Consider the following 26420-nt stretch of genomic DNA (forward strand, 5'->3'; position numbering starts at 1 on the left):
GTCCGGCGTGTGGTGGACCACATGCGGCTGGACAGCACTCTCTGTCGCTGATCCGGGACCCGCCCTCTCTCCTCCTCCCCTCGAGTTCTCCTCCGCGAGAACCCGCGGCCCTGTCCTGCCCGGACGCGGCGGCGGTCTTCTCGCTCGTTCGTGAAGGGCCAAGTCAGCCATGTCGAGTTCCGTTCCGCACGCCTCCCGGGCGAAAGCCCCACGTCGCCGGCCGCCGCTGGCCTGCGCCGTCGCCGCGCTGCTGCTGAGCCTGGTCGCCGCCTGCGGCGGGTCGGCCACGGCCGGGGGCGGCGGCTCCGGGCCCGGCTCGGTGATCAAGCTGAGCGACCCGGGCAACGCCGGCGTGCTCGCCTACGCCAAGCGCGAGAAGATCCTGGAGAAGCGGCTCGAGGCCGCCGGCGCGCGGGTGGAGTGGGGCGGCTCGTACGCCTCGTTCACGGCGACGATCGACGCGGTGCGGTCCAGGTCGGTGAACGTGCTGCAGGGCGCGATCTCACCGGCCGTGGGCTACCTGGCCAACGGTCGCGACCTGCGCATCTTCGCCGCCGCCGACCGGGTCGCCGACAAGGCCGCGCCGCACGAGGACGGACTGGTCGTCAAGGCGGACAGCCCGGCCAGGACGGTGCGCGACCTGGTCGGCAAGCGCGTCGCCGTCAACAAGGCCGGACGCGGCGAGTACCTGCTGCTGCTCGCGCTCGAACAGGCCGGGATCCCGGCCTCGCAGGTCCAGCGCGTCCATCTGAACCCGGCGCAGGGCGCGTCGGCGTTCGCGACCGGCAAGGTGGACGCGTGGTGGGCGATCGTCGACGCCTATCCCGAGGTCGTCGCCAAGGGCGCGCGGGTCCTGCTGCACGGCCGCGACCTGCCCGACCGGGACCTCACCATCTTCGCCGCGCGCACCGAGGTGCTCCAGGCCAATCCGCGCGCCGTCCAGGTCTTCCTGGACGTGGTCCGCGAGCTGACCGAACAGGAGAAGCGCGACCCGCGCAAGTTCCAGAACGTGTTCCTCGACAAGGGGCCCACCGCCCTGTCCGGCGCACGGCTGGACGACGCGATCGCCAAGGCCCGCTACCAGAACGTGCCGCGCCCCGTCACCGACGCCGACGGCGCGCACGTCACCGCGGTCGCCGGCCTGTTCCAGGAGCAGGGCGTGCTGCCGAACGCGATCCGGCCCGAGGACGTCCTGTTCAAGCTGGGGGCCGTCCGATGACCGCCGAGGTCGCGTCCGACGCCGCGGCCGTGGGGCGGCGTCCGGCGGAGGGAACCGGCGGCGAGCTGCGGCCGCCGCCGTGGCTGGGGCAGCGGCGTCGGCGCCCGGCGGTCTCGCTGGCCCTGCGGGTGTCGGTGCCGCTGGCGCTGCTGGTCGCCTGGTGGTGGGGGTCGGGCAGCGGCCGCATCCCGCCGGACGTCCTGACCGGGCCGGGCGCGGTGCTGTCCGCCCTGGGGGAGCTGGCCTCCACCGGGCAGCTCGCCGACTACGTGCTCGCCTCGGCGCGCCGCGCGGGCCTCGGCGTCCTGGTCGGCTGCGGCGCGGGGCTGGTGCTCGGCGCGGCCGCCGGGCTGTCCGCGCTCGGCGAGGAACTGATCGACCTGACCCTGCAGATGAAGCGGGCGGTGCCGTTCCTGGCGCTGGTGCCGCTGTTCATCTCCTGGTTCGGCGTCGGCGAGACGTTCAAGGTCGCGCTCATCGCGGTGGCCGCGTCCGCGCCCATGTACGCCTACGTCTACCTGGGCGTGCGCAGCGTCGACCGCAAGGTGGTGGAGGCCGCGCGCGGTTTCGGGCTGCGCGGCCTGCGGCTGGCGGTGTCGGTGGTGCTCCCGTCCGCGCTGCCCAGCGTGCTGATGGCCCTGCGGATCAGCCTGTCGGTGTCGCTGACCGGGCTGATCGCCGCCGAGCAGCTCGGCGCGACCGAGGGCGTCGGCTACCTGGTGACGCTCGCCCAGCAGTACTACCGCAACGACTACATGGTGCTGTGCATCCTGATCTACGCGCTGCTCGGGCTGCTCATCGACCTGGCGATCAGAGGGCTGGAACGGCTCGCCACGCCGTGGCGCGGGCAGGTGACGGCCCGATGACCCGCGGCGAGGACGAGGTGGCGGTGCGGGTCCGGGGGCTGCGCAAGGCGTTCGGCGCCAAGACCGTCCTGGACGGGATCGACCTGGAGGTCAGGCGGGGCGAGTTCTTCGCGCTGCTCGGCCCGAGCGGCACCGGAAAGACCACGCTGCTGCGCCTGCTGGCCGGGCTGGAGCGGCCCGACGCGGGGACGGTGCTGACCGCGCCGCGCGTCACCACGGTCTACCAGGAGCCCCGGCTGGTGGTGTCCAGACGCGTGCTGGCCAACGTCACGCTCGGGCTGCCGCGTTCGACGCGCGGTCCGTCGCGTGACAAGGGCGGCCGCGCGCTGGCCGAGGTCGGTCTGGGCGGACGTGAGCGCGCCTGGCCCGCCACCTTGTCCGGCGGGGAGGCGCAGCGGGTGGCGCTTGCCCGCGCGCTGGTGCGCGACCCGCAGGTGCTGCTGCTGGACGAGCCGTTCGCCGCCCTCGACGCCCTGACCCGGCTGCAGGCCCAGGACCTGGTGGCCGAGCTGTGCGCGCGGCACCGTCCCGCGGTCGTGCTCGTCACCCACGACGTGGACGAGGCCGTGCGCCTGGCCGACCGGGTCGCCGTGCTGGACGACGGCGCCTTCGTGGTGGACCGTGCCATCGATCTGCCCCGTCCCCGCGGCGTGTCGTCGGCCGCGTCCGACCCGGCGGTGCTGGAGCACCGCCGGGAGTTGCTGGCCCGCCTGGGCGTCTCCCCGCCGTCCGACCAAGCCGACCTGATGTCCGATCAAGCCGACCTGATGTCCGACCGAGGAGTGATCGCATGAGCAGTCCGCGTACCCGTGGTGTCGACAAGATCTGGTTCACCCGCTGCCCGGTTCCGACCGCCAGCGGCCTCGCCCACCGGCTCGGCGGCCTCGCCGAGGCGTTCGCGCCGTACGGGCTGGAGGTGGGCGTCCTGCAGGACGCGGAACCCGAACTGGCCCGCCACCATTTCGACCACGACCTGCCGGGGCTGTTCCGCGAGGGCGGCAACGTCCCCGCGCTGGCCGCCCGCAGCGAGGGCGCGCCGACGAGGCTGATCGGGCTGACGTGGATCGAGGAGTGGCAGTCGGTCCTCGTCCGTCCCGGCTCGGGCATCGAAGGACCGCAGGACCTGCGCGGCGCGCGCGTGGCGCTGCCCGGCTGGGCCACGACCAGGGCGCAGAGCTTCCCGCGCGCGATGGCGCTGCACGGCGTCAAGGGCGCGCTCACCCAGGGCGGCCTCAGCCTGGACGACGTCAGGTTCGTCGAGGTCGCCGCCGACCTGTCCCCATCGGTGGGACGGGACGCGCGCGGCGGCCGCATCGCCTGGCCCGGCCTGGACGAGCTCGCCCGCGGGCAGGTGGACGCCGTCTACGTCAAGGGCGCCCGCGCCGCCGAGCAGGCCGCCGCGCTCGGCCTCGTCGTCGGCGTCGACCTGGACGCCCATCCCGACCCGGCGACCCGCGTCAACAACGGCACGCCGCGGCCGATCACCGTGCACGAGCGGCTGCTGGACGAGCGGCCCGAGCTGGTGACCGCGTTCCTCGCCGCCACGCTGCGCGCGGCCGAGTGGGCCGCCGCCGACCTGGACGGCGTGCGGCGGATCCTCGCCGGGGAGACCCGGTCGGGCGCGTCCGGCGTCCGCACCGCCTACCGCGACGGGTTCCACCGCACGCTGCGTCCCGACCTGTCGCCCGAACGCCTCGACCTGCTCGTGAAGCAGAAGGACTTCCTGCTGCTCCACGGCTTCCTCGCCGCCGACGTGGACGTCGTGTCGTGGGCGGCGCCCGAGCCGCTGCGCGAGGTCTCCGCGAGGACGGCGGCATGAGCGCGCCCAGGTTCCTGCTCACGCTGCCGACGACCGGGCCGGACGCGGCCCCGGCGCCGCTGCCGGAGTTCGTCACCGACACCCGCCAGGGCCGGTACGGGCCCTTCGACACGATCGGCGAGGTGGGACGCGCCGCCGAGGTCACCGGGTTCGACGGGGTGGTCGCCCCCTTCGCCCCCGACGCGGAGGAGTCGCTGGTGGTGGTCGCGGGGCTGCTGCGCCACAACCGCTGGATCCACGGCGTCGCGGGCTTCCATCCCGGCGTCGGGACCCCGGTGTACGCGGCCAAGCTGTCGGCGTCGCTGCAGCGGTTCACCGACGACCGCTTCGGCTGGTGGCCGGTCGTCGACCTTCCCCCGGCGACGGCGCGGGCGCAGGGCGACTTCCTGGAAGGCCCGGACCGGTACGTCCGCGCCGACGAGTTCCTCACCATCGCCAAGGGCGTGTGGGAGCACGAGGACTACACCTACGAGGGCAGGTTCTTCCAGGTTCTCGCGGGCGGCTTCCAGGGACCGCTGGCCGGACGGCGCTTCCCAGCCGTCCATCTGTCCGGCGTTTCGGCCGACGCGCTGGAGCTGTCCGCCAAGCACGCCGACGTCCACGTCTTCGACGTGACCGACGACCTCGACGCGCTCATAGCCGACCTGGGCGAACGCGCCGCCGAGCGCGGCCGGACCGTCGCCTCGGGACTGCGGCTGACCGTGGCGGCGCGCGAGGACGAGGACGAGGCGCACGCCGTCCGGGACGTCCCCGAGCATGCCCTCACCGGGTCGTTCGAGCAGGTCGCGGGGGAGCTGCGGGGCTATGCCGACCGGGGCGTGAGCACGTTCGTCCTGGCGCCGCCGCCGCACGTCGAGGAGATCTACCGGCTCGGGGAGCAGTTGCTGCCCCTCTTCGTTCGGGAGCACGCCCATGTCGATTGACATCTACTGGCGCATCGGGACGCACGGCGACCAGCCGTCCCTGCGCCGCCGCCTGGTGACCCGCGGCGACTGGTCCCCGGTCGTGCCGGGCACCATCACCCCGGGTCTGCGCGAGGGCCGCCCGGACGGGTACAGCCACCTGGACCACATGGCCGACGTCGCGCGCTCCACCGAGCTGTCGGGGTTCGTCGGCGGGCTGCTGCCCTCGTTCCCCTTCACCGACGACCCCTGGGCGGCGGCCGCGAGCCTGGCGCGCGAGACCACCACCTACCGGTTCATGATCGCCTTCCAGCCCGGTTTCCTGCACCCGGTGCAGGCGGCGCGGATGTCGGCGAGCCTGCAGCGCGCCACCGGCGGACGCGTCGTCTACAACATCATCTCCGGCGGCGGCGGACCCGCCCAGCTGTGGTGGGGCGACAAGGTCGGCCACGACGACCGGTACGCCCGGACCTCGGAGTTCCTCGACGTCCTCAAGGCCGTGTGGTACGGAGGCCCGGTCACCCACCACGGCCGCTTCTACCGGGTCGAGGGCGCGGGGCTCCCCGACCGCCTCGCCGGGCAGCCCTTCCCCGAGGTCTACTTCTCCGGGTCGTCCAAGGCGGCGATCGAGGCCGCCGGGCGGCACGCCGACTTCTACCTGTCGTGGCTGGAGCCGTTCCCCGCGCTGGCCGCCAAGTTCGACCAGGTCCGCGAGCACAGCGCCGCGATCGGCCGGTCACCCCGCTTCGCGGTGCGGATCGACGTGCTGGCCCGCGAGACCGAGGACGAGGCGTGGGCGGAGATCCGCCGCGGCTGGCGGCACGTCGACCCCGAGCGGCTGCGGGGCCCCGAGTCCACCGGCGACTCGGTCGGCTGGCTGCGCAGCTCGCGGTTCGTCGACTGGCCGGTGCGCGCGCCCCGCGAACTGGAGGCGAGCCCCAACGTGTGGGGCGGGTTCCACCTGCTGCGCGGCGGTCCCGCGTTCGGGCTGGTCGGCAGCTACTCGCAGGTCGCCGCCCGCCTCGACGAGCTGATCGCGCTCGGCGTGGACGCGTTCATCCTCGCCGGAGTGCCGCACCTGGAAGAGGCGCGCCGCGTCGGCGAGAACGTCCTTCCCCTGCTGCGCGGCCGCTGGCCGGACACCGCGCCCGACAGATCCGTCCCCTCTCTCGAAAATCTCCAAGCGAAAGGATCCACACGATGACCCGCGTCGGCTTCTTCCCCCACAACAACTCGCTCTGGGTGCTGCGTCACCGGGGCGTCCTGGAGCGATCGCTGCCAGACGTGGAGTGGGTGGACCTGCGGTCCCTTCCCGCCGGCGCCCGTCCCGCGCCGACGCAGGGGCTGCCGTCCCTGCACGGCGACCACCTGTTCGACGGCGGCTACGACTTCATCGGCACCGGCTCCACGCCGCCGGTCACCGCCCAGGCCCGCGGCCACGACATCGTCTACGTGGCGATCTCCGGGCCGCGGGTGGACAACGGGCGGCTGGTGGCCCTGCCCGGTTCCGGCATCGACTCCCCGGCGGACCTGGCCGGGAAGCGGGTCGCCCTCGGCCACGGCTCCTGGCAGACCACGCTGCTGCTGCTCGCGCTCGACCGGGCCGGGCTGACCTGGCGCGACATCGAGCCGGTCGACGCCGGGGCCGAGGGCGCGCAACTGCTCCTGGACGGCAAGGTCGACGCCTGGACGGGCAGCTACCCCGCGCTCGCCGCGCTGGAGAGCGAGACGGAACCGCGGACGCTGATCGAGACCGAAGGGCTGTTCAGCCACCGCTCGCTGTGGTTCACGCGGCGCGACTTCGCCGTCCGGCACCGCGATGTCCTCGCGGCCATCGTCGCGGCGCTGCAGGAGTCGGACGCCTGGATCCGCGCCAACCCCCGCGAGGCGGCCGCGCTGTTCGCCGCCGACGACGGCGACGACCTCGACGCGTGGGAGCACGCGCTGCGCGGCCGCCCGTTCGGGCTGCTCCCGGTCGGCGACGACTTCGTCGCCGAGCAGCAGCGGGCCGCCGACCTGCTGCACGCCAACGGCCTGCTTGACCGGAAGATCACCGTCGCCGACGCCGTCCTCCCGGACCTGGCCGACCTGATCGCCCGCGCCTAGGCGGCGGCCGCCTCGCGCGGCTCAGGAGGCGGAGAAGCGGCTCAGGAGACGGAGAAGCGGATCAGGAGGCGGAGAAGGGGACGGCGGCGGGGGTGATGCCGGCCGGGTCTCCGGCGGGGTGCGTCCAGAGTCCGCGGCGGTGCAGGATCGGCAGGACGCCCTCGCCGAACCAGTACGCCTCTTCCAGGTGCGGGTAGCCGGAGAGGATGAACTCGTCCAGTCCGAGTTCGGCGTATTCGGTGATGCGGTCGGCGACCTCCTCGTGGCTGCCGACCAGGGCCGTCCCGGCGCCGCCGCGCACCAGGCCCACGCCCGCCCACAGGTTCGGCGCGACCTCCAGTTCGCGCAGGCCCTTGGCGGAGCCGCCGTGCAGTTCGAGCATCCGGCGCTGGCCCTCGGACTCGCTGCGGCGCAGGTTCGCCTGCACCTTCTCGATCGCCTCGTCCGAGACCCCGGCCAGCAGCCGCCCGGCCTGGGCCCAGGCCTCCTCGGCGGTGTCGCGCGAGATGACGTGCAGGCGGATGCCGAACCGCGTCCGGCGTCCCCGCTCGGCGGCGAGTCCCCGGATCCAGGCGATCTTCGAGGCGACGGCGGCGAGCGGTTCTCCCCAGGTGAGGTAGACGTCGGCGTGCCGGGCGGCGACCCGTCCGGCGTCGGGGGAGGAGCCGCCGAAGTAGACCGGCGGGACCGGGTCGGGGACGCGGCCGAGCAGGGCTCCCTCGACCTGGACGTGCGCGCCGTGGAAGTCGACCTTCTCGCCCTTCCACAGGGAGCGGACGACGTGCAGGAACTCGTCCGTACGCGCGTACCGCGCGGGCTTGTCGAGGAAGTCGCCGTAGGCGCGCTGCTCGTGCTGCTCGCCGCCGGTGACCACGTTCAGCAGCAGCCGTCCGCCCGAGTGCCATTGGTAGGTGGCGGCCATCTGCGCGGCCAGCGTCGGGCTGAGCAGCCCGGGACGGAACGCCACCAGGAACTTCAGCCGCTCCGAGGACTCCACCAGCGGCGCGGTGGTGAGCCAGGCGTCCTCGCACCACGCCCCGGTCGGGGTCAGCGCGCCGACGAAGCCGATCTCCTCGGCCGCGCGCACCACCTGCCCGAGATAGCCGAGGGTCGCCGGACGGTCGCCGCTCGCGGCGCCGGCCGGCAGGCCGTGCCCGCCGCCGACGATGTAGCGGCTGTCGCCGTAGGTGGGCAGGAACCAGTGGAAGATCAAGGTCACGGGGTCTTCCTCTCCATAGTTAACAGGTCGTTGACAGTGGAAATGCCTGATCAGCCGGTGGTGGAGCGTTCCGAGAGCGGGACGTCGGCCAGGTCGCGGAACGCGCCGCCGTGGAAGACCAGGGGAGGGACGCCGGCTCGGGCGTCGAGGTCGTTGACGCGGAAGACCACGATGTCGTGGTCGCCGGAGCGGAACTGCTGCTCGATGGAGCAGTCGTACCAGGCGGCCGCGCCCTCGATGCGCACGCATCCGTCCGGGGTGGAGCGCCAGTCGACGCCGGCGAACCGGTCCGCGTCCCGGGAGCCGAGCCGCCGTCCGACGTGCGCCTGGTGGGCGGCCAGCACGCTGATCCCGATCCGGGGGAGCCCGCGCAGCAGCGGCCAGGTCGTCGAGGTGTGCGCGACGCACACCGACACCATCGGCGGGTCCAGGGACACCGGGACGAACGAGCTGGCGGCGATGCCGACGGGGCTCCCGCCCGTCAGCCCCGCGACCACCGTCACCCCGGTCGGGTACGCGCCGTAGACACGGCGCAGGTCGACGCCGACTGCGGTCATGCCGATCACTCCTTGGCCGCGGCGCGCCGGCGAACCGCCCGTCGCCGGCGAACCGCCCGTCGCCGGCGAACCGTTCGTCGCCGGCGGAGGTCGTCGTGCTCCGGCCGCGGCTCGCCGAGCGTGGGGAACTCGTCCCGATAATCGATATTTCCTACAGACATAGTTAGGATTGTCGGATGTCCGCCCGTCCAGGTCAATGTGGTCTTCCTGACGGGGTGATAGGCCGAACCTTGCAGGCACGCCCACGGGGGAGCCCATGCGAATCGAGCAGCTGGAGTGCGTCGCGGCCGTCACCCGCCTGGGGTCGATGCGCCGCGCCAGCGAGGCCCTGCACATGTCGCAGCCGGCGCTCAGCCAGACCATCGGCAACCTGGAGCGCGAGCTCGGCGTCACGCTGCTCGAACGGCACCGCTCGGGCGCCCGGCTCAGCGCCGGCGGACGCGAGCTGCTGCCCGGGATCGTCGAGGTCCTGGACGCGGTGCACCGGCTGCGCGCGGCGGCCGACGACACGCTCCGGTCCCGGCGGAGCATCCGCGTCGGCACCGTGCACGCCGCGACGGTCCCGCTCGTGCTGCCCGTGCTGAGCCGCTTCCGCGCGGCGCGTCCCGACACGCAGGTCGAGCTGATCACCGCCCGGCAGGCCGACATCCAGGAGTCGCTGCGCGGGGGCGGGCTCGACCTCGGCCTGATCAACGTCATCGACGGCGACGACCCGCCCCCGGACCTGGCCACGGTCGAGCTGCTGCGCGGCCGCGCGGCGGTCTGCTGCCGCGCCGACAGCCCGCTCGCCCGGCTGCGCGAGGTTCCGCTGGCCCGGTTCCTGGCGGAGCCCTTCGTCGCGATGCGCGCGGGCTATCTCATGCACCGCTATGTGCACCGCCTGCTGGACGGCCGCGAACCGGCCATCGCCTACTTCGTGGACGGCGCCGAGATGGGCAAGGTGATGGTCGCCCAAGGGCTGGGCGTCACGCTGCTGCCCGACTACAGCATCGCCGGAGACCCCCTCGAACAGAGCGGCATCATCACCTGCCGGCCGCTGACCACCGGGGGACCGGACGTCCTCCTCGTCGCCCAGCACTCCCGCACCCGCCACCCGCCCGCCCAGGTCGCCCGCCTCCTCGACCTGCTCAAGGCCCACGCCGCGGTGGTGGGCCGCCCGTATTCCGACTAATCTCTATCAAATAAGTAGGTTTAACGCGTTCAAGGAGGGCGGCCGGATGGCCAAGAGCATCGTCACGCTGGTGGGAAATCCCAGGCCGGCGTCGCGCACGCACCAGGTGGCGGCCCAGGCCGCCCGCGCCGTCGCCGACCGGCTCGACGACGTCAAACCGGCCGAGACCGTCGACCTGTCCGCGTTGGCGCCGCACCTACTGGCCGCCACCCCGTCCGCCATGGTCGAGGTCGCCCTTGACCTGGTGCGCGGCGCGGACGTCCTGGTGGTGGCCAGCCCCACCTACAAGGGCACCTACACGGGCCTTCTGAAGGCGTTCCTCGATCGGCTGCCGGGCGCGGCGCTGGCCTCGACGACCGCCTTGCCCCTGCTGGTGATGGGGGACGCCCGCCACGCCCTCGCCGTGGAGGTGCACCTGCGGCCCCTGCTCGTGGAGTTGGGCGCGCACGTCCCGACCCCGGGCGCCGTGCTCCTCGAATCCCAGCTTCCCGACGCGGAGGAGGTCCTCGGGCTCTGGGCGGACCGGGTCGCCCCCCAGGTGGCCGCGCCACTCGCCTAGACCCGCGGCCGGGCGTGGCCAGGCGCGGCCGATGGGGAACAGGCCCTAGGAGCGCCCTTGGGAGAGGGCCTCGTCCGGGGTGGCCGGGACGCGCAGGAGGGTCAGGAGGCGGCGGCGCAGGTCGGCGAAGCCGGGGGCGTCCACGGCGCGGGGGTGGTCCAGGTCGACGTCGATCGTCTCGATGATGCGGCCGCCGTCCAGGACCAGGAGGCGGTCCGACAGCAGGATCGCCTCGTCCACGTCATGGGTCACCAGGAGCGCCGCGAACTCGTGGACGGCGCGAAGGCGGCTGAAGAGGGCCTGCATCTTCAGCCGGTTGAGGGCGTCCAGGGCGCCGAACGGCTCGTCCAGCAGGAGCAGTTCGGGCTCGCGGATCAGGGCGCGGGCGATCGCGACCCGCTGGGACTGGCCGCCGGACAGCTCGGCGGGCCAGGCGTCGCCGCGGTCGGCCAGGCCGACCTCGGCGAGCGCGGCGGCCGTGCGGGACGCGGCGTTCTTGGCGCGGACGCCCAACGTCACGTTCGCCGCCACCCGCTTCCACGGAAGGAGGCGGTGCTCCTGGAACACCACGGCGCGCGAGGCGGGCACCGACACGTTCCCGGACGCCTCGTCGTCGAGCCCGGCCAGGATGCGCAGCAGCGTGCTCTTCCCCGAGCCGCTGGCGCCGAGCAGCGCGACCACCTCGCCGCGGTCGATGGCCAGGTCGACCCCGTCCAGGACGACCGTGCCGCCGAACGAGCGGCGCACGCCGGCGGCCTCGACTAGACGGCTCGCAGTCCGCGTCGCCACGTCAGCAGCCTCCTCTCTCCCATCCGCAGGGCCAGGTCCGACAGCAGCCCGAGCAGCGCGTACACCAGCAGGCCCAGCACCACGACCTCCGTCTGGGAGAACTCGCGCGCCTCCATCATCATGAAGCCGAGCCCGCTCTGCCCGTTGACCTGCTCGCCGACGACCAGGCTCAGCCACCCGGCGGCGAACGCCAGCCGCAGCCCGAGGAACAGCGCGGGCATCGCCCCGGGCAGCACCACATGCCTGACACGTTCCAACCAGGTCAGCCCGCAGGTGCGGGCGGCCTCGACCAGCCGCTCGTCGATGTCGCGGATGCCGGCGTAGGTGTTGAGGTAGATCGGGAAGAACGCGCCCAGCGCCACCAGCGTGATCTTCAGCGACTCCCCGATGCCCAGCCAGATGATCAGTAGCGGCACCAGCCCGAGGTGCGGCAGCATCCGGGCCGCCTGGACGGTCGGGTCGACCAGGTCGTCGCCGGCGCGCACCAGCCCCGCGACCGCGCCGAGGACCAGCGCGAGCGTGCCGCCGATCAGCAGCCCGAGCACCGCCCGCTGCAGCGAGTCGAGCAGGGAGGCGCCGAGCGTGCCGTCCCGGGACAGCCGCCACGCCGCCTCCAGCACCGCGCTGGGCGGGGGCAGCTTGTCCGGGGCCAGGACGCCCGCGCGCGCCGTCCCCTCCCAGAGCGCCAGCAGCGTGATCGGCGTGGTCAGCCGCCGGACCCGGAGGCTCACTTGAAGATCCCCGAGTACCGCTCGTCCACCCGGGCCTTCATGTCGACCTCGCCGGGGATCAGTTCCAGCCCGGTGAACCCGTCCGCGATCCTCTGCAGCTCGGCGCCGACCGCGGCGTCCACGGGGGCGAGCGGCTGCGCGCTGCGGGCCAGCGCCCGCTCGGCGGTGTCCTCGGAGATCTTCAGCTCCGGCGCCAGGATCCTCGCGCGCTCCGCCGGGTTGGCGATGCCCCAGTCGGTGACCTGCCGGTACTGCTGCAGGAACGCCTTCAGCTGATCGGGCTTCTCCTTCAGCGCCTCGGGCGAGACCAGGACGTACTCGCGGTTGTTCGCCAGCCCGCTCGCGTCCGCGAGGATCTTCACCCCGGGCCGCTCGGCCAGCGCGAAGTACGGATCCCAGATGACCCAGGCGTCGATCTGGTCGTTGTCGAACGCGGGCCGTCCCTCGGCCGGCTTGAGATACCTGACCTGGACGTCCTTGATCGTCATCCCGTTGGACTCCAGCAGCCGGAGCAGCAGCCAGTGCACGTTGGAGCCCTTGTTGAGCCCGATCGTCTTGCCCCTGAGGTCCTTGAACGACCGGAACCCCCTGCTCTCTTTCACCAGCACCGCCTCCCCCTTGGGGACGGGCGCCGAGGTGCCGATGATCTTGAAGTCGGCGCGTCCGGCCGCCGCGAAGATCGGCGGCGCCTCGCCGACCTGGCCGATGTCGATCGATCCGGCCTTGAGCGCCTCGGTGAGCGCCGGGCCGCTCTCGAACAGCGACCAGCTCGTGCCCCGCGGCGCCGCGTTGCGCACTTTGAGCAGGCTGAGCCCGCCGAACCGCTGGTAGCCGACGCGCAGTGCCCCACCGGACGCGCCGGCCTCCCGCTCACCCCCGCACGCGGTGAGCGCTCCCGATCCGAGCAGCAGGAAGAGTCCCGTGAGGGCGGCGATGATGCGACGCATGTGTCCAAGCTCCTTGCCAGGTCGAAATCAGCAAGAGAATATAGGACAAAACCGATCGGTTGACTAGGTTATTCGCGATCACGACGCCGACCCGCCGCCGGCCGCACCCTGCCCCGGCGGCCCGATCCACCGCATGGACGCCCCGCCGGAGCCCTTACCCTGCCCGGGTGAAGGCCGATACTCCGATCCGCCAGGACCCCCGATGACCGCAGGACGCCGCTACGACCGCCACGCGCTGATCCGCGCGCACCTCGACGAGCTGCGTCACCGCAACGCCGCCGAGCCGGAGGACCCGGAGACCGACTACGCCAAACTCGTCGAGTACGAGCGAAACCTGTCGGCGGCGCTTCAACGGCTCTTCGAAATCGACCTGAGCGCGGGCATGAGGGCCGCGGGGGTGTCGTCCAGGGACCGCTATCTGCTCTTTTTCCTGCGCAGCGCGGCCCTTTCCTACCTGGCGATTCAGCATCCGTGGTCGGGTTACCTGGAGGCCGGCGGACTGGTCACGGCCTTGGAGGATGCCGGGCTCTGGGACGCCGTCCAGGCGTCCAGCGACCGCATCGTCCGGGCGAACCGCGACTCCGAGCGGGAGCACATGGAGATCCTCGACCTCCTCGTCCGGCACCTGCTCGGCGCCCGCGCCGACCACTCGTTCACTCCCGCGGACCTACGCCCCCTCGGCGTCCCCGACGAACCTCCCGTCGACCCAGACGACATGTGGTGAGCTCGTCGGGGCCGTTTCCTGGTCGGCATGGCCGTTCTTTCTGCGGGGTCGATCTGAGCGGTTAGGCGGCGGTGTTTGGTGGGGTCCAGGAGAGGACGTCTATGGCGCCGTTGGTTCCGTAGGTGCCTAGGCCGCTGATGTTCTTGGCGAAGATGTAGTTGTGGACGGTGGTGATGGGCACGAACCAGGCATGGTCGAGGACGGTTTTGTTCAGGTTCTGGGCGGTGGTCTTCTGGCGGTCGGCGGGGGCGGCGGCGAAACCGGTGAAGGCGCGGGTTATTTCGGGGTTCCGGTTTTGGTAGGGGTTGAGCGGTGAGGCGGCGCCGGCGAAGTTGAACAGGGCGCTGGCGAACATCGGGTTGGCGAGGCGGAACGTGGTGGCCCCGTATTTGCGGGAACCGAGTTCCGCGACGTATTTGTTCAGGTCGTTGCCGACGTTGGTGATGGCGGCGCGGACGCCGATCTTGGCGAGCTGGGCGACGATGGCTTGGGAGACCACGTTGAGCCCGAAGGTGGAGAGGTCGACGATCTTCAGGTCGAAGCCGTCCGGGTACCCGGCGTCGGCCAGCATCTTCTTGGCCCTGGCGGGGTCGTAGGGGTAGGTCCTCTCAAGCGCGGGGTCGTGGCCGTCGGTGCCTTGCGGCGCGAGCTGGCCGGTGGGGTCGTAGCCGGTGCCGAGGGCCTTGGCGAGGGCGTCGCGGTCGATCGCGTGGTTGAGCGCCTGCCGGACGTTCTGCTCGGCGAGGGCGGGGACGGTCTTGCCGTCCCGGTCCAGGAGGTAGAGGGAGATGACGCCGGGGTCGCCGCTGAGGACGCTGACGCCCATGCCCTTGGCCTGGGCGCTCAGGGTCGCGGTGGCGTTCAGGTCGACGTCGATCTGGCCGCTGTTCAGGGCCTGGAGGGCGGAGTTCGGGTCGCTGATGACCTTGATGACGACCTTGTCCCAGCGCTGCGCGGACGGATCGTGGTAGTTCCGGTTCTTGACGAGGGTGTAGTGGTCGCCGGCGACGGTGGCGGACGTGTCGAGGGTGTAGGGTCCGGCGCCGAACGTCCTGGTGGTGAGCTGCTCGGGGTTCTTCAGCCCGGCCGGGCTGATGACGTCGCCCCAGTTGACGAGCTGGCTGAACACGTACGGCAGCATCGGGTTCGGGGAGGACAGGTCGACGCGGACGGTCTGCCCGCCGGCCGCCTTCGCGCCGCTGATGCCGGTGAGGAACGGGCTCATCGAGCCGGGGGTCTTCAGGTAGTAGTTGATGGTGGCGGCGACGGCGGCGGGGTCGACGGTCGTGCCGTCGGCGAACTTCACGCCGGGGCGGAGGGTCAGCTCGAAGGTTTTGTTGCCCTTGCCGACGTACTTCCACGACGTGGCGAGCGCTGGAGCGAAGGTCCCGTCGGACTTCGCGCGGATCAGGGGCTCGTAGGTCAGCCAGTGCACGATGCCCTGGGCGCCGGAGCCGTTCTGGCCGGGGTTGAGGCTTTCGGGCGGTGCGGGCAGCGCGACGGTGAGCGTGCGGTCGGTGGGGGAGCCGCCGCCGCCCGATGAGCATGCTGTGAGGCCGAGGGCGGCGATGGTGATGACCGTGACGGCGCGTTTCATGGCGTGGTCCTCTCGGGGGTCCGCAGTTCCCGCCGCAGCGTTCTGCGCCGGGCCTGTTCCTGCGGGTCGGCGACGGGTGCGGCGGCCAGCAGCGCCCGGGTGTAGGGGTGGGTGGGGTTCTCGCAGATCTCGGTGACGTCGCCGGTCTCGACCAGGCGTCCTCGGCGGAGGACGGCGACGCGGTCCGCGAGGTGGCGGACGACGGCGAGGTCGTGGGTGATGAACAGGTAGGCCAGGTCGTGGCCGGCCTTGAGGTCGGTGAGCAGGTTGAGCACCTGCGCCTGGACGGACAGGTCCAGGGCGCTGACCGCCTCGTCGCAGATGATGAGCCGGGGTTCGGGCATCAGTGCGCGCGCGATGGCGATGCGCTGGAGTTGCCCGCCGGAGAACTGGCTCGGGTAGCGGGCGGCGGCGGTTCCGTCCAGGCCGACCGCTTCGAGCTTCTCCCTGACCCGGCCCGCGTCGTGCTTGCCGGGGAGCGTCTCCGCGACGGTCTGCCCGATCGTCCGGCTGGGGTTGAACGACAGGTACGGGTTCTGGAAGACGACCTGGACGTGCCGGGCGAGTTCGCGGCGCGGCAGCGCGCCGATGTCGCGGCCGTCGAGCCGGATCGTGCCTTCGCTGACCGGTACCAGCCGCAGGATGGCCTTGCCGAGCGTCGTCTTACCGGATCCGGACTCGCCGACCAGGCCGACGGTCTCGCCGGGACGGATGTCGAGCGACACCTCCGACAGCGCGGGTGTGGGCCGTAGCCGCCGCCGTCCGGCGTAGCGGACGGTGACGTCGCGCACGTCGATGAGTGGTTCGGGCATCGGTCAGCCTCCGGGTGTGGGGTGCAGGCACCGGTAGGCGGCGGCGCCGTCCGGGGTGAGCGGCACCGGCGCCGCGGCGCAGTCGGTGTCGGCCCGGAGGCAGCGGGACGCGAAACGGCAGCCGTCCGGCCGGTGTCCCGGTGCGGGGACGGAGCCGGGCAGGACGGGCAGGTGCCGTCCGGGGGTCCCGGCGGTGGGGTCGGCGGACAGGAGCGCGCCGGTGTAGGGGTGGCGCGGGCCGGTGAAGATCCGGTCGACGGTGGTCTGCTCGACGACCTGGCCCGCGTACATGACCACGGCGCGGTCGCAGGAGTCGGCGACGACGCCCCAGTCGTGGGTCACCAGGACGAGCCCCATCGCGGTGTGTTCGCGCAGGTCGCGCAGCAGGTCGAGGATCTCGGCCTGGACGGTGACGTCCAGGGCCGTGGTCGGTTCGTCCGCGATGAGCAGGGCGGGGTCGCCGGCCAGCGCGCGGGCGATCGATACGCGCTGCGCCATTCCGCCGGACAGTTCGTGCGGGTACTGGCGCATGACGGTGGCGGCGCGCGGCAGGCGCACCCGCTCCAGCAGTTCGGCGGCCCGGCGGCGGGCGGCGCGGCGGCTCAGCCCGGTGTGGTGCCGGACGACCTCGGTGAGCTGGGCGCCGACGGTGAACAGGGGGTCGAGGCCGGCGACGGGGTCCTGCCCGATGTAGGCGATGGCGGTCCCGCGCAGCCGCTGCATCTCGCGCTCGGTCAGGGCGAGGAGGTCCCGGCCGTCGAAGCGCAGGGCGGAGGCGGTGACGGTTCCGCCCGCGGGCAGCAGCCGCATCAGCCCGGACACCGCCATGGTCTTGCCGCAGCCGGATTCGCCGACGAGCCCCACGGCCTCGCCCGGGTGGACGTCGAAGCTCACGTCGTCGACGATCGTCACGGAGCCGGCGGTGTCGCGGAGCCGAACCGAGAGGTCTCGGACCGACAGCAGGGCGTCTCCGTCCGGCCGCGCGGCGTCCGCTTCCGGCTCACCTGTGGAGACGCGGGTGCGCATCCGGCGCCACGACAGCGGTTCCGCGGACGTGCGGTCGTCGGCGGCGTCCCGGACGACGTCGCCGAGGACGCCGAGCGCGAGCGCGGTCAGCACGATCGCGCCGCCGGTCGGCACCAGCATCCAGGCCTGGCGGAAGATCGCCTGGGACGCCTCGGCGATGAGCCCGCCCCAGCTCGGCCGCGGCGGCTGGACGCCGAGGCCGAGGTAGCCGAGCGACGTCTCGACCAGCAGCGCGGCGCCGGCGATCAGCGAGGTGATCGAGATCGCGGGGCCCGCGACGCGGGGCAGCACGTGGCGCCACAGGATCTGCGGGGCGGACAGGCCGGCGACGCGTGCGGCGATGACGTACGGCTCGTCCCGGACGTCCCGGGTCCCGGCCCGGACGACGCGGGCGAGGCCCGCCGAGCTGAGGAACCCCAGCGTCACCATCGCGGCCGACTCGTTGTGGCTGAAGATCGCCAGGATGGCCAGCAGGATCACCACGGACGGCACCGACAGCAGCAGGTCGCAGACCCGCATGACGATCCGGTCGACGGTCCCCGGTCCGTACCCGGCGACGAGCCCGAACAGCATTCCGAGGACCGCGTACACGGCGACCGCCTCGGCGACGACGAGCAGGCTGACCTGGCCGCCGTGCAGGATGCGGCTGAGCAGGTCGCGTCCGAGCTGGTCCGTGCCGAGCCAGTGGTCCGGCGCGGGCCCGCTGTAGACGGCGGTCAGGTTCTGTTCCTGCGGGTCGTAGGGCGCGATCAGGCCGGCCAGGGCGCAGGCGAGGACGATCAGCGCGAGCCACCCGGCGGACAGGAATCCGGCGGGACGGCGCAGCACGCGGGAGATCACGAGGCCACCGCCTTCGGCATGAGCCACCCGGACACGAGGTCGGTGAGCAGGTTCACCACGACGACCAGGACCGTGAAGTACAGGACGACGCCCTGCAGCACCGGAAGGTCGTGCTGCGCCGTCGCGGACACGGCGAGCGGGCCCAGGCCGGGCAGCGCGAACAGCTGCTCGACGACGATGGACCCGCCGAGCATCCCGATCAGCACGACGCCGAAGACGTTGACGACGGGCAGCGCCGCGTTCTTGGCCGCGTGCCTGAAGATGATCGACCGGGCGGGCAGGCCGTTGGCGCGGAGCGCGCGGATGCAGGGGCGGCCGAGGACGTCCACCATCGCGCCACGGACCTGCTTGGCGATCATCGCGATGCCGCCCACCGCCAGGCACACGGCCGGAAGGACCAGGGACCGCGCCCAGTCGGCCGGCGACTGGACGAACGGCACGTACCCGGTGACCGGGAACAGGCCGAGGTTCACCGCGAACACGACCACGAGCACCAGGCCGAACCAGGGCTGCGGCACGCTCATCCCGATGACGGACGCGCCGTCCAGGATCCGCCCGGCGAGACCGCCGCGCAGCGCACCGGCCATTCCGACCGCGACGCCCGCGACGGCTATCACCAGGGCCGCCCCGGCGAGCAGGCAGAGGCTGACGCCCAGCCGCGCGTTCAGCGCGGACGCCACGGGCTCCCCGGTGAACAGCGAGTTCCCGAGGTCGCCGCGGACCGCGTGCGCCAGCCACGTCCAGTACTGCTCGGCGAGCGGCCGGTCGAGGCCGAGCTGCTCCCTGACCTGCCGGTAGGCGGCGGGGTCGGTGTTGGTGCCGAGGATGGTCCTGGCGGCGTCGCCCGGCGTCAGCCACGACAGCGTGAACGTCAGCGCCGACAGGACGAGCAGGAGCGGGACCGACCAGAGCAGCCGCCCGCCGATCATGCGCAGCACGGCGGTCACCCGTCCCGTCCGGCGGACCGCGCGGGCACGGCGGACGCGGCGGACGCGGCGGACGCGGGGGACGCGGCGGGAAGCGAGACGGTCGTGTCCGGCAGCAGGACGGCCTGCGCCGGGGCCGCCGACTCGTCCGCCCGGACGAGGGTGAGCCCGACGCGGAGCCGGTCCCCTTCGTCGAGCCGCAGGTGCACCGGGTAGATCTCCACGTGCAGCGTGACGGGGACACCGGGTTTGACCGGGTCGGCGTGGGTGTGCGCATGCCAGGGCACGACGATGTCGCCTGCCTCGTCGCGGGCGCTGCGGGCGTCGTCCACGGCGCGGTGGGACGCGCGGAGCCGGCCCTCGGTGACCGGGAGGACCTGCCCGTCCGGACGGACGATCGACAGCCGCGCGTGCGCGTCGAAGTCCTCGCAGGCGTCCGCGCGCACGACCGCCCGCAGCCCGACCGGGCCGAGAAGCCGCGCCGGCGCCTCGGCCGCGGGCAGCTCGAACACCCTGGTCTCGCCCCACACGCGCATGCCGGAATCGGTGACCAGGTCGACCATCGGATCGACGTTCGACGGCGGCGGCATCGGCGTCGCCGACAGCGCCGGCACGATCGGGACGGGGTGTTCCGCATCGACGGGGCGCCACCGGAACCAGTCGATGTCACCGGCCTCCGGGAAGTCGCCGCGGGTCTCCCAGCCGTCCGTGCCGACGCACGACAGCCGCACGTTGGCCCCTTCGGCGGACGGGTCGGGGCCTTCGCCGCGCAGCCAGTGGTTCAGCCATGCGGCGAGCTCGTCGCGCTGCTCGTCCGACAGGAACGGATCGTGGCTCCAGGGGCCGACGACGAGCCGTTTCGGGCAGGTCACCCGCTGGAATCCGCGGACGGTGCCGCGCAGGAAGTAGTCGTACCAGCCGCCGAGGAACAGCGCCGGAACCTCGATCGCGGACAGGTCCGGGGTGCCGCGGTGGAACAGCTCGGTGTCGAAGTCGTCGCCGAGGATCTCGCCGTAGAAGTTCTCCAGGCCGCGCCGCCGCGTCTCGGCCCGCTGCGACGACAGGAAGGCGCGGGCGCCCCACGCGGTGTGGGACGGGATGCCGCCGCGCTTCCACATGTCGCGGTAGAAGTCGGTGGGCGCGATCCAGGGGGCGATGCAGCGCAGGCTCTGCGGGCGTCGCGCGGCGACGAGGAGCTGGTTGAGGCCCGAGTACGAGCCGCCGATCAGCGCGGTCCGGCCGTCGCAGAACGGCTGCCGGGCCGTCCAGGCGAGCAGCTCGACTCCGTCGTCCACTTCGCGGGGCGCGAGGATCCCGTGGTAGGGGCCGGACGAGCCGCCGATGCCGCGCACGTCCGCGATGAGCACCTCGTACCCCTCCCGGACCGGGACCTGGAGCAGTTCGGCGTGCATGGGGGATTCCTTGCGGTACGGCGTCATGACGACGACCGCCGGGGCCGGACCGCCGCCGGAGGCCGCGTACCGCAGCACCGACAGAGTCGCCCCGTCGCTCATCGGCACGTCGAGGTGCTCCGGACTTGGCATCGGAAAGTTGATCGAGGGCATGGTGAACTCCTCGCATGGCCCTGGAAGGGGCAGGTGGGAATGCGCCGGGACCCTTCAGGGCGGGTGGCGCAGTGCGGGCGGCAGCCGTCCGGACGAACGGCGGCCGGTCAGAAGAACCAGGATTGGGGCTGGTGGCCGCGTCCGGTGAAATCGCCGAAACGGCCGCCGAGGAAGGCCAGCGGCTGGCCCTCCCGGTCGCAGGTGCGCCGCACCGCGCCGAACACCACGACGTGGTCGCCCGCGTCGACGCGGCGGTCGACGGTGCATTCGAGATGTGCGAGCGCGTCCGGGACGACCGGGACGTCGTGGTCGCCGTAGGTCAGCGGCAGCCCGGCGAAGTGGTCCTCGCCGCGTCCGGCGAACCGCAGCGCGATCGGCTCCTGGCGGGCGGCGAGGATCGAGACGGCGAACCGCCCGGACTCGGCGACCGCGACGGAGGTGCGGGCCCGCGCGCCGAAGCAGACCAGCAGCAGCGGAGGCTCCAGGGAGACCGAGGTCAGCGAGTTGACGGTCATCCCGTGCGGATCGCCGCGCCCGTCCAGCGCGGTGATGACGGCGACCCCGGTGGCGAAGCGTCCCATCACGCGGCGCATCGTCGCCGGATCTGCGGCACGGCCCATCGGACCGGCGATAGCGGACATGGCGTTCCCTCGGTTCTCAGAGGCGGTAGCGGACTTCGAAGGTGAGGCACCCGCCGCCGCTGCGCCACGGCCCGTGCTCCATGCCGGGCGGGCGGCAGGCGTACATCCCGGCGGTGAACGTCTCCCCGAGCCGCAGGTCGGTGATGGAGCCTTCGAGGATGTAGACCTCCTCCCAGAAGTCGTGCACCTGGACGCCGTTCGGCGTGGTGTCGGTGCCGGGCTCGAAGCGCAGCATCCGGGTCGCGACGCCGGACGCGCCGTCCGCCGCGAGGATCCGCTCGGTGAGCCGCGGGACGTCCCCCTCGCACGGCGTGAAGCCGATCTCGTCGGCGGGGAAGAACTCGTGTTCGGGCTTGGCCATGTCCTTCTCTCCCCTCTCAGGCGGCGGTGTCGGTGTAGGCGGCGAGGAAGGCGTCCACGTCGGCGATAGCCCGGTCGTAGCCGAAGTTGCGGTACGCGTAGCCCTTCGCGACGAACGGCGCGCCGGCGTAGAACATCTCGTACTGGTGGTGGCGGCCGGCGAACTCCGATCCGATCGCGTCCCAGACGAGCTTGAACAGCTTCACCCGTTCGACTGCCGGGGAGCCGGGCGACTGGACGTACCGGTCGATGTCCGCGCGCGTCTCCGGGTCGTGCAGGTCGGCGACGCTGGACGGCAGCTGCAGCACCCCGCCGCCCGCGAGGTCGCGCAGGATCGCCAGGACGCGCGGGTACAGCTCGGCCTGCAACCCCATCGCGCCGTAGACGGCGCGGGCGTCCGGCCGCCACATCCCGTTCTCGTCGGGCGCGGCCCGGTACTCGGCCGCGTACACCGCCGACTCGACCAGCGACGCCAGCCCGGCCAGCTCGCCGAGCTTCTCCTGCACGCCCGGAATCCGGCCGACCCCGTTGACGTCGGCGACCTTCCCGGCGAGCCCGGCGATGAAGCGCAGCTTCACCGTGAACCGGATCTGCGCCTGCCAGTTGCCCAGGACGTGCGCGCCCGTCGCGAAGAACTGGCGGCGCAGGCCGTCCACGTCGCGGTCGACGAAGACCCGATCCCACGGGACGAAGACGTCGTCCAGCACCACGAGGGCGTCGGTCTCGTCGTAGCGCGTGGACAGCGGGTAGTCGTAGCGCGCGCCCGTCGTCGCGTACGGGCGGCGGCAGTACAGCTTCAGGCCCTCGGCGGAGACGGGCACGGTGAACCCGACCGCGAAGTCCCGGTCGTCGGGGGTCAGCGGCTTGATGCACGAGATGAAGATCTCGTCGGCGACGGCCGCGCCGGTGGCGAGCATCTGCGCGCCGCGGACCACGATGCCGTCCGGCCGCTCCTCCACCACGCCCGCCTGGACGAACTCGCCCTCCCAGGCGTGCGCCGTCGTCGCCCGCGACACCTGCGGAGGGATGATCGCGTACGAGACGTAGAGGCTCTCGTCCAGCAGCCGCCGGTGGTAGCCGGTCACGCTGCCCGACAGGTCGCGGCGCTCGGTGGTGAACGACTCCGGCGACGAGGCGAACGCTGCGAGGAACGACCCGACGTGGTCCGGGCTGCGGCCGACCCAGCCGTGGGTGTGCCGCGCCCACGTCTCGATCGCGTGCCGCCGCGCGGCCAGGTCGTCGCGGCTGCGCGGGATCGTGAACACCAGGTTCGCCTCCGCGCCCGTCTCCGGCGCGTGCGCGGTCATCTTCGCCGCCGGGTCGGCGGCGAGGTCGAACAGCTCCGCCATCGTCGCGGCGATCGGCGCGAACGCGGGGTGGACGGTCACGTCGGCGACGCGCTCGCCGTCCAGGTAGATCCGGCGCGCGTCCTTCAACGCGGTGAGGTAGTCGGCTCCCGTGCGCATCACTGCGCCCTCCGTTCGGTCTCGTAGTCACAGGTCAGGGTGGTGTCACCGGCGGTGAGCGAGAGCCGCCACCGGCGGCCGGGCACGAACCCGCCGTTCAGCAGCGGCAGCGTCCCGGCGAAGATCACCAGGTCGCCGTCCAGGTCGCCGAACGCGTCGGCGAGCCGCACCAGCAGGTCGGTCGGCGTGCGCAGCTCGGTGAGCGAACCGGACTGGTAGGGGCGCCCGTCCACACGGCACTCGACGCGGATGCCGTCCCAGGCGCCGTCCGCGGGCAGTTCCACGAACCGGTCGCCGACGGGTTTCGGGCAGGCCGCCTTCGCGGCGGCGACGTCGGTGCGCTCGATGTCGCGGTCGGTGTGGTCCGAGCCGACGCCGAGGTAGTGCCGCCCGGCGTGCCGGACGAGGACCGGCTCCACCTCGCCCGACGTGTTCCCGCCGGCCACCGCGATCGTGGGACGGCCGGTCAGCAGCCCCGGGTCGAGCGGGTAGAACGCCGGCACGGTCGCGGGCTCCGGGACGCCGATCGCCGCCAGCTCCTCGATGTGCGCGCGGGTCGCGGCCTCGTCGCGTCCGGTGTACCCGGCGACGATCAGATGCTCGGGCGCGCAGCGCAGCTCGCCGTCGCCGACCCGCATGGTCAGCTCGCTCACGTCCCGACCACCTGCGCGACATGCACGGGCCGCCGATCGCCCAGGACGGGGAACTCCGCCCGAGTCCGCGCGACCACGCCCCGGTCGACCTCGCAGCGCAGGATCTCCTCGCCGCCGCCGGCCTCCGCGAGGACCGTCCCCCACGGGTCGACCACACGGGACGCGCCGCCGAGAGTCACCTCCCCTTGCGCGCCGGCCGCGTTGCAGGCCAGGACCAGCATCTGCTGCTCGACCGCGCGGGCCTCGGTGAACAGCCGCCAGTGCGCGCGGCGCCGCGCGGGCCACGCGGCCGGGACCGCCACCGCCTCCGCGCCCGCGTCCGCCAGCGCCCGCCAGATCTCAGGGAAGCGCAGGTCGTAGCAGGTGGTGGCACCCATGGGCCCGAGCGGGGACGCGGTCGTCCCGACCGTCTCGCCGGGCGTCAGCAGCTCCGCCTCGCGGGACCGGTACCCGAACACATGGATCTTCCGGTACGTGTGGACGACCGTCCCGGACGGGTCCACGAGCACGGCGGTGTTGTGCAGCCGCCCTTCCGGGGACCGTTCCAAGACGCTCCCGAGGTGCAGGAAGCAGCCCAGCTCGCGGGCCCACTCCCGGCCGGCCTCGACGGTGTCGCCGTCCAGCGGCTCGGCCAGCTCCGCGTACCGGTCGAACGCGAAGTAGCCCGGAACCCACAGCTCGGGCAGCAGCACCAGATCGGCGCCGCGGGCGTCCGCCACCATCCGCCCGACCCGCTCCCTGCGCCGCCCGGGCGGTTCCGACGGGGGGCTCTCGACCTGGACGAGCGCGACGCGCGTCATCGCCCGTCCCAGTTCGCCACCGAGGGCAGGCGCAGCACGCTGAGCGTCCCGTCCAGGTGCGCCGCGAGGGCCTGCGCCGCGCGCAGCGGATCGCCCGACCGGATCGCCTCGACGATCGCGCCGTGCTCGGCGAGCACGACCCGGGCCCGGTCCTCGGCCGCCGCGATGGCCCGCAGCCCCATCCGGACCTGCCGGTCGCGCAGCGACTCGTAGAACTCCGCCAGCACCGGGTTGCCCGCCGTCCGGACGATCGCGCGGTGGAACGCCCGGTCGCACTCGATGAACGCGATGGGATCGTCCAGCAGCCCCTCCTGGCGGCCGACCAGCTCGGCCAGTTCGGGCGCCAGCTCCTCCGCCAGCGGCGCCGCGCGCCGCACGCACCAGTCCTCGACCAGCTCGCGGGCCTGCATGACCGCCTCGATCTCGGCGTCCGACACCGGCGGGACGAACGCGCCCTTCTTCGGCATGATCTTCAGGAAGCCCTCGGTCTCCAGCCGGAGCAGCGCCTCCCGCACCGGGGTCCGCGACATCCCCGTCGCCTCGCACACCTCCGCCTCGGTGAGGAACGTCCCCTCCTGCCGCGGCAGCGACCCGATATGCCGCTTCAGCCACCGGTACGTGGTGTCCTGCGCACTCTCTCGACGCCCTTGTGTCCGACTCATAGACGCAATGTATACAACACGCCTACAAGAGGGCAAGGGCGTCTTTTCGCAGCAGCTCCCCGAGCTCGTCCGCACACGCGGCCCGACACCTATACCCCACAGGTATACTCGCAAGGTATATTCCCTGCCATGACCGTCTCGTACGCCGTGCTGGGGTTGATCGAAGAGTCCGCTCGCCACGGCTATGACCTGAAGCAGTCCTATGACCGGCGGTTCGGCGAGGCGAAGCCGATCCGGTTCGGGCAGGTGTACCGAACGCTCGCGCAACTGGTACGCGACGGCCGCGCCGAGGTGGCGGGCGTGGAGCCGGGTGCGGGGCCGGAGCGCAAGCGCTATGCGATCACCTCGGCGGGGGCGGCCGATCTGGACCGCTGGCTGGCCGAGCCGGAGGATCCGCGGCCCCAGCTCCAGACCGTGCTCTTCACGAAGGTGGTGCTGGCGCTGCTCTCGGGCCGGTCCGCCGAGCGCTTCCTCGACGCCCAGCGCGCCCGCCACATGGCCGCGATGCGCGAGCTGACAGCGTCGCGGCGCGAGTCGGGCGTGGTGGGGGACTCGCTGCTCGCCGACTACCGGCTCTTCCATATCGAGGCCGACCTCCGCTGGATCGACCATGCGGCGGGCAGGCTCGCCGACCTCGCCAGGGAAGTGCGGTCATGAGCCGGCAGCCGAACCGTCCGGAGGGCCCGGGAGCAGGTCCACGCGGCGGCGGGACGGTCGTGCTGGCCGGTCGCGACCTGCACAAGAGCTTCGGGCTCACGCATGCGCTGCGCGGCGCGGACGTCTCGGTGCACGACGGCGAGGTGATGGCGGTCATGGGTCCCAGCGGCTCGGGCAAGTCCACGCTGCTGCACTGCCTGGCCGGTGTCCTCACGCCCGATTCCGGGGTGGTGACCTTCGACGGCCAGCGCATCGACCTGCTGAGCGACCACCGGCGCAGCCGGTTGCGGCGGATGGTCTTCGGTTTCGTGTTCCAGTTCGGGCAGCTGGTGCCCGAGCTGCCGGTGGCCGAGAACGTCGCGCTGCCGCTGCTGCTGGCCGGCCACGGCCGCCGCGCCTCGCTCGCCGCGGCCCGCGACTGGCTGCCCCGGCTGGGCCTGGACGGGCTGGCCGACCGGATGCCCGGCGAGCTGTCCGGCGGCCAGGGCCAGCGGGCGGCGGTCGCCCGCGCACTGATCGCGGGCCCCCGGGTGGTGTTCGCGGACGAGCCGACCGGCGCGCTGGACTCGGTGGCCGCGGACCGGGTCATGGAGGTGCTGACGGACGAGGTCAAGGCGCAGGGCAGCTGCATGGTGATGGTCACCCACGAACCACGGGTCGCCGCCTACGCCGACCGGACCGTCATCGTCCGGGACGGCAGAGTCGTCGATCCCGACGGCTCAGACGCGGGCGAGTCCGGGCCTGGAGAGACGTCTCTCGCGGCGGGTCCCGTCCTGGAGCCCCTGGGGTGGTCGGCGCATGAGAGG

At 72.9% G+C, this 26420-nt stretch carries 27 protein-coding genes and 1 pseudogene; 12 read left to right on the forward strand and 16 right to left on the reverse strand.

From position 1 onward, the window contains the following. Nucleotides 1-169 precede the first annotated feature (169 nt). The 7 genes from ACH35V_RS39930 to ACH35V_RS39960 are packed head-to-tail and all read left to right on the forward strand — an operon-like array spanning nt 170 to nt 6912. On the forward strand, nt 170-1219 hold the full coding sequence (locus ACH35V_RS39930) for an ABC transporter substrate-binding protein (protein ID WP_395980093.1): 1050 nt from the start codon (nt 170-172) through the stop codon (nt 1217-1219). Beyond that, complete coding sequence (locus ACH35V_RS39935; protein WP_395980094.1) at nt 1216-2085, forward strand: ABC transporter permease; 870 nt, start codon at nt 1216-1218, stop codon at nt 2083-2085. Before ACH35V_RS39930 ends, ACH35V_RS39935 begins: the two co-directional genes overlap by 4 nt. Continuing rightward, nucleotides 2082-2879 (forward strand): ABC transporter ATP-binding protein, encoded by a 798-nt coding sequence (locus ACH35V_RS39940; RefSeq protein WP_395980095.1) that lies wholly within the window; start codon nt 2082-2084, stop codon nt 2877-2879. Before ACH35V_RS39935 ends, ACH35V_RS39940 begins: the two co-directional genes overlap by 4 nt. Next, on the forward strand, nt 2876-3904 hold the full coding sequence (locus tag ACH35V_RS39945; protein WP_395980096.1) for an ABC transporter substrate-binding protein: 1029 nt from the start codon (nt 2876-2878) through the stop codon (nt 3902-3904). Before ACH35V_RS39940 ends, ACH35V_RS39945 begins: the two co-directional genes overlap by 4 nt. Further along, a complete protein-coding gene (locus tag ACH35V_RS39950; protein ID WP_395980097.1) occupies nt 3901-4827 on the forward strand; it encodes an LLM class flavin-dependent oxidoreductase in 927 nt (308 codons plus the stop codon). The genes ACH35V_RS39945 and ACH35V_RS39950 overlap by 4 nt, the downstream gene beginning before the upstream one ends. Continuing rightward, nucleotides 4817-6010 (forward strand): LLM class flavin-dependent oxidoreductase, encoded by a 1194-nt coding sequence (locus ACH35V_RS39955; RefSeq protein ID WP_395980098.1) that lies wholly within the window; start codon nt 4817-4819, stop codon nt 6008-6010. The genes ACH35V_RS39950 and ACH35V_RS39955 overlap by 11 nt, the downstream gene beginning before the upstream one ends. After that, nucleotides 6007-6912 (forward strand): ABC transporter substrate-binding protein, encoded by a 906-nt coding sequence (locus ACH35V_RS39960; RefSeq protein ID WP_395980099.1) that lies wholly within the window; start codon nt 6007-6009, stop codon nt 6910-6912. The genes ACH35V_RS39955 and ACH35V_RS39960 overlap by 4 nt, the downstream gene beginning before the upstream one ends. A 61-nt stretch (nt 6913-6973) precedes the next feature. Here the strand turns inward: ACH35V_RS39960 and ACH35V_RS39965 are convergent, their stop codons facing one another. Both ACH35V_RS39965 and ACH35V_RS39970 read right to left on the reverse strand, forming a co-directional pair. Beyond that, nucleotides 6974-8131, reverse strand: coding sequence for an LLM class flavin-dependent oxidoreductase (locus ACH35V_RS39965; RefSeq protein ID WP_395980100.1), 1158 nt, complete (start codon nt 8129-8131; stop codon nt 6974-6976). Nucleotides 8132-8181: 50 nt separating this feature from the next. Next, nucleotides 8182-8688 carry a flavin reductase family protein gene (locus ACH35V_RS39970; protein ID WP_395980101.1) on the reverse strand — a complete coding sequence of 169 codons (507 nt, stop codon included), beginning with the start codon at nt 8686-8688 and terminating at the stop codon, nt 8182-8184. A 256-nt stretch (nt 8689-8944) separates the two neighbouring features. Between ACH35V_RS39970 and ACH35V_RS39975 the strand changes: the two genes are divergently transcribed. Continuing rightward, a complete protein-coding gene (locus ACH35V_RS39975) occupies nt 8945-9859 on the forward strand; it encodes a LysR family transcriptional regulator (protein ID WP_395980102.1) in 915 nt (304 codons plus the stop codon). A gap of 46 nt (nt 9860-9905) precedes the next feature. Further along, nucleotides 9906-10418, forward strand: a complete 513-nt coding sequence (locus tag ACH35V_RS39980) for an NADPH-dependent FMN reductase (RefSeq protein WP_395980103.1) — start codon at nt 9906-9908, stop codon at nt 10416-10418. A 45-nt stretch (nt 10419-10463) separates the two neighbouring features. Here the strand turns inward: ACH35V_RS39980 and ACH35V_RS39985 are convergent, their stop codons facing one another. The 3 genes from ACH35V_RS39985 to ACH35V_RS39995 are packed head-to-tail and all read right to left on the reverse strand — an operon-like array spanning nt 10464 to nt 12885. Beyond that, on the reverse strand, nt 10464-11207 hold the full coding sequence (locus tag ACH35V_RS39985; RefSeq protein ID WP_395980104.1) for an ABC transporter ATP-binding protein: 744 nt from the start codon (nt 11205-11207) through the stop codon (nt 10464-10466). Then, nucleotides 11180-11938 carry an ABC transporter permease gene (locus ACH35V_RS39990; RefSeq protein ID WP_395980105.1) on the reverse strand — a complete coding sequence of 253 codons (759 nt, stop codon included), beginning with the start codon at nt 11936-11938 and terminating at the stop codon, nt 11180-11182. Before ACH35V_RS39990 ends, ACH35V_RS39985 begins: the two co-directional genes overlap by 28 nt. Then, entirely contained in the window at nt 11935-12885 is a 951-nt protein-coding gene (locus tag ACH35V_RS39995) for an aliphatic sulfonate ABC transporter substrate-binding protein (protein ID WP_395980106.1), read from the reverse strand. Before ACH35V_RS39995 ends, ACH35V_RS39990 begins: the two co-directional genes overlap by 4 nt. A 202-nt stretch (nt 12886-13087) precedes the next feature. Between ACH35V_RS39995 and ACH35V_RS40000 the strand changes: the two genes are divergently transcribed. Beyond that, a complete protein-coding gene (locus ACH35V_RS40000; RefSeq protein WP_395980107.1) occupies nt 13088-13609 on the forward strand; it encodes a hypothetical protein in 522 nt (173 codons plus the stop codon). A gap of 61 nt (nt 13610-13670) precedes the next feature. Here the strand turns inward: ACH35V_RS40000 and ACH35V_RS40005 are convergent, their stop codons facing one another. The 11 genes from ACH35V_RS40005 to ACH35V_RS40055 form a co-directional block, all read right to left on the reverse strand. Beyond that, entirely contained in the window at nt 13671-15206 is a 1536-nt protein-coding gene (locus tag ACH35V_RS40005; protein ID WP_395980108.1) for an ABC transporter substrate-binding protein, read from the reverse strand. Beyond that, complete coding sequence (locus ACH35V_RS40010) at nt 15203-16018, reverse strand: ATP-binding cassette domain-containing protein (protein ID WP_395980109.1); 816 nt, start codon at nt 16016-16018, stop codon at nt 15203-15205. Before ACH35V_RS40010 ends, ACH35V_RS40005 begins: the two co-directional genes overlap by 4 nt. A gap of 3 nt (nt 16019-16021) precedes the next feature. Further along, nucleotides 16022-17884 carry a dipeptide/oligopeptide/nickel ABC transporter permease/ATP-binding protein gene (locus tag ACH35V_RS40015; RefSeq protein ID WP_395980110.1) on the reverse strand — a complete coding sequence of 621 codons (1863 nt, stop codon included), beginning with the start codon at nt 17882-17884 and terminating at the stop codon, nt 16022-16024. Continuing rightward, nucleotides 17881-18831, reverse strand: coding sequence for an ABC transporter permease (locus ACH35V_RS40020; RefSeq protein WP_395980111.1), 951 nt, complete (start codon nt 18829-18831; stop codon nt 17881-17883). The genes ACH35V_RS40015 and ACH35V_RS40020 overlap by 4 nt, the downstream gene beginning before the upstream one ends. Continuing rightward, entirely contained in the window at nt 18828-20375 is a 1548-nt protein-coding gene (locus tag ACH35V_RS40025) for a CocE/NonD family hydrolase (RefSeq protein ID WP_395980112.1), read from the reverse strand. The genes ACH35V_RS40020 and ACH35V_RS40025 overlap by 4 nt, the downstream gene beginning before the upstream one ends. Nucleotides 20376-20482: 107 nt before the next feature. Further along, nucleotides 20483-20995, reverse strand: a complete 513-nt coding sequence (locus tag ACH35V_RS40030) for a flavin reductase family protein (protein WP_395980113.1) — start codon at nt 20993-20995, stop codon at nt 20483-20485. A gap of 37 nt (nt 20996-21032) precedes the next feature. After that, nucleotides 21033-21377 carry a cupin domain-containing protein gene (locus ACH35V_RS40035; RefSeq protein ID WP_395980114.1) on the reverse strand — a complete coding sequence of 115 codons (345 nt, stop codon included), beginning with the start codon at nt 21375-21377 and terminating at the stop codon, nt 21033-21035. Nucleotides 21378-21393: 16 nt separating this feature from the next. Beyond that, nucleotides 21394-22842: a 4-hydroxyphenylacetate 3-hydroxylase family protein gene (locus ACH35V_RS40040; RefSeq protein WP_395980135.1), complete on the reverse strand. Its 1449-nt coding sequence runs from the start codon at nt 22840-22842 to the stop codon at nt 21394-21396. Continuing rightward, nucleotides 22842-23495, reverse strand: coding sequence for a DUF2848 family protein (locus ACH35V_RS40045; RefSeq protein ID WP_395980115.1), 654 nt, complete (start codon nt 23493-23495; stop codon nt 22842-22844). Before ACH35V_RS40045 ends, ACH35V_RS40040 begins: the two co-directional genes overlap by 1 nt. Next, on the reverse strand, nt 23492-24295 hold the full coding sequence (locus tag ACH35V_RS40050; protein ID WP_395980116.1) for a nitrilase-related carbon-nitrogen hydrolase: 804 nt from the start codon (nt 24293-24295) through the stop codon (nt 23492-23494). Before ACH35V_RS40050 ends, ACH35V_RS40045 begins: the two co-directional genes overlap by 4 nt. After that, nucleotides 24292-24957 carry a GntR family transcriptional regulator gene (locus ACH35V_RS40055; protein WP_395980117.1) on the reverse strand — a complete coding sequence of 222 codons (666 nt, stop codon included), beginning with the start codon at nt 24955-24957 and terminating at the stop codon, nt 24292-24294. The genes ACH35V_RS40050 and ACH35V_RS40055 overlap by 4 nt, the downstream gene beginning before the upstream one ends. 129 nt (nt 24958-25086) lie before the next feature. Here ACH35V_RS40055 and ACH35V_RS40060 point away from each other — a divergent pair, with 129 nt between their 5' ends. After that, nucleotides 25087-25614, forward strand: coding sequence for a PadR family transcriptional regulator (locus tag ACH35V_RS40060; protein WP_395980118.1), 528 nt, complete (start codon nt 25087-25089; stop codon nt 25612-25614). Beyond that, nucleotides 25611-26333, forward strand: a pseudogene (locus ACH35V_RS40065) (ABC transporter ATP-binding protein); the annotation flags it as partial. The gene ACH35V_RS40060 and the pseudogene ACH35V_RS40065, both read left to right, overlap by 4 nt. Between the last annotated feature and the right edge of the window lie 87 nt (nt 26334-26420).

Origin of the sequence: Actinomadura sp. 1N219, assembly GCF_044326405.1 — a bacterium.
Lineage (GTDB): Bacteria > Actinomycetota > Actinomycetes > Streptosporangiales > Streptosporangiaceae > Spirillospora.

What these genes read in the sequence shown, in the direction of transcription:
- ACH35V_RS39930 (WP_395980093.1), top strand. Translation starts at nt 170, where the DNA reads ATGTCGAGTTCCGTTCCGCACGCCTCCCGGGCGAAAGCCCCACGTCGC.
- ACH35V_RS39935 (WP_395980094.1), top strand. Translation starts at nt 1,216, where the DNA reads ATGACCGCCGAGGTCGCGTCCGACGCCGCGGCCGTGGGGCGGCGTCCG.
- ACH35V_RS39940 (WP_395980095.1), top strand. Translation starts at nt 2,082, where the DNA reads ATGACCCGCGGCGAGGACGAGGTGGCGGTGCGGGTCCGGGGGCTGCGC.
- ACH35V_RS39945 (WP_395980096.1), top strand. Translation starts at nt 2,876, where the DNA reads ATGAGCAGTCCGCGTACCCGTGGTGTCGACAAGATCTGGTTCACCCGC.
- ACH35V_RS39950 (WP_395980097.1), top strand. Translation starts at nt 3,901, where the DNA reads ATGAGCGCGCCCAGGTTCCTGCTCACGCTGCCGACGACCGGGCCGGAC.
- ACH35V_RS39955 (WP_395980098.1), top strand. Translation starts at nt 4,817, where the DNA reads ATGTCGATTGACATCTACTGGCGCATCGGGACGCACGGCGACCAGCCG.
- ACH35V_RS39960 (WP_395980099.1), top strand. Translation starts at nt 6,007, where the DNA reads ATGACCCGCGTCGGCTTCTTCCCCCACAACAACTCGCTCTGGGTGCTG.
- ACH35V_RS39970 (WP_395980101.1), bottom strand. Translation starts at nt 8,688, where the DNA reads ATGACCGCAGTCGGCGTCGACCTGCGCCGTGTCTACGGCGCGTACCCG.
- ACH35V_RS39975 (WP_395980102.1), top strand. Translation starts at nt 8,945, where the DNA reads ATGCGAATCGAGCAGCTGGAGTGCGTCGCGGCCGTCACCCGCCTGGGG.
- ACH35V_RS39980 (WP_395980103.1), top strand. Translation starts at nt 9,906, where the DNA reads ATGGCCAAGAGCATCGTCACGCTGGTGGGAAATCCCAGGCCGGCGTCG.
- ACH35V_RS39995 (WP_395980106.1), bottom strand. Translation starts at nt 12,885, where the DNA reads ATGCGTCGCATCATCGCCGCCCTCACGGGACTCTTCCTGCTGCTCGGA.
- ACH35V_RS40000 (WP_395980107.1), top strand. Translation starts at nt 13,088, where the DNA reads ATGACCGCAGGACGCCGCTACGACCGCCACGCGCTGATCCGCGCGCAC.
- ACH35V_RS40005 (WP_395980108.1), bottom strand. Translation starts at nt 15,206, where the DNA reads ATGAAACGCGCCGTCACGGTCATCACCATCGCCGCCCTCGGCCTCACA.
- ACH35V_RS40010 (WP_395980109.1), bottom strand. Translation starts at nt 16,018, where the DNA reads ATGCCCGAACCACTCATCGACGTGCGCGACGTCACCGTCCGCTACGCC.
- ACH35V_RS40025 (WP_395980112.1), bottom strand. Translation starts at nt 20,375, where the DNA reads ATGCCCTCGATCAACTTTCCGATGCCAAGTCCGGAGCACCTCGACGTG.
- ACH35V_RS40030 (WP_395980113.1), bottom strand. Translation starts at nt 20,995, where the DNA reads ATGGGCCGTGCCGCAGATCCGGCGACGATGCGCCGCGTGATGGGACGC.
- ACH35V_RS40035 (WP_395980114.1), bottom strand. Translation starts at nt 21,377, where the DNA reads ATGGCCAAGCCCGAACACGAGTTCTTCCCCGCCGACGAGATCGGCTTC.
- ACH35V_RS40040 (WP_395980135.1), bottom strand. Translation starts at nt 22,842, where the DNA reads ATGCGCACGGGAGCCGACTACCTCACCGCGTTGAAGGACGCGCGCCGG.
- ACH35V_RS40050 (WP_395980116.1), bottom strand. Translation starts at nt 24,295, where the DNA reads ATGACGCGCGTCGCGCTCGTCCAGGTCGAGAGCCCCCCGTCGGAACCG.
- ACH35V_RS40055 (WP_395980117.1), bottom strand. Translation starts at nt 24,957, where the DNA reads ATGAGTCGGACACAAGGGCGTCGAGAGAGTGCGCAGGACACCACGTAC.
- ACH35V_RS40060 (WP_395980118.1), top strand. Translation starts at nt 25,087, where the DNA reads ATGACCGTCTCGTACGCCGTGCTGGGGTTGATCGAAGAGTCCGCTCGC.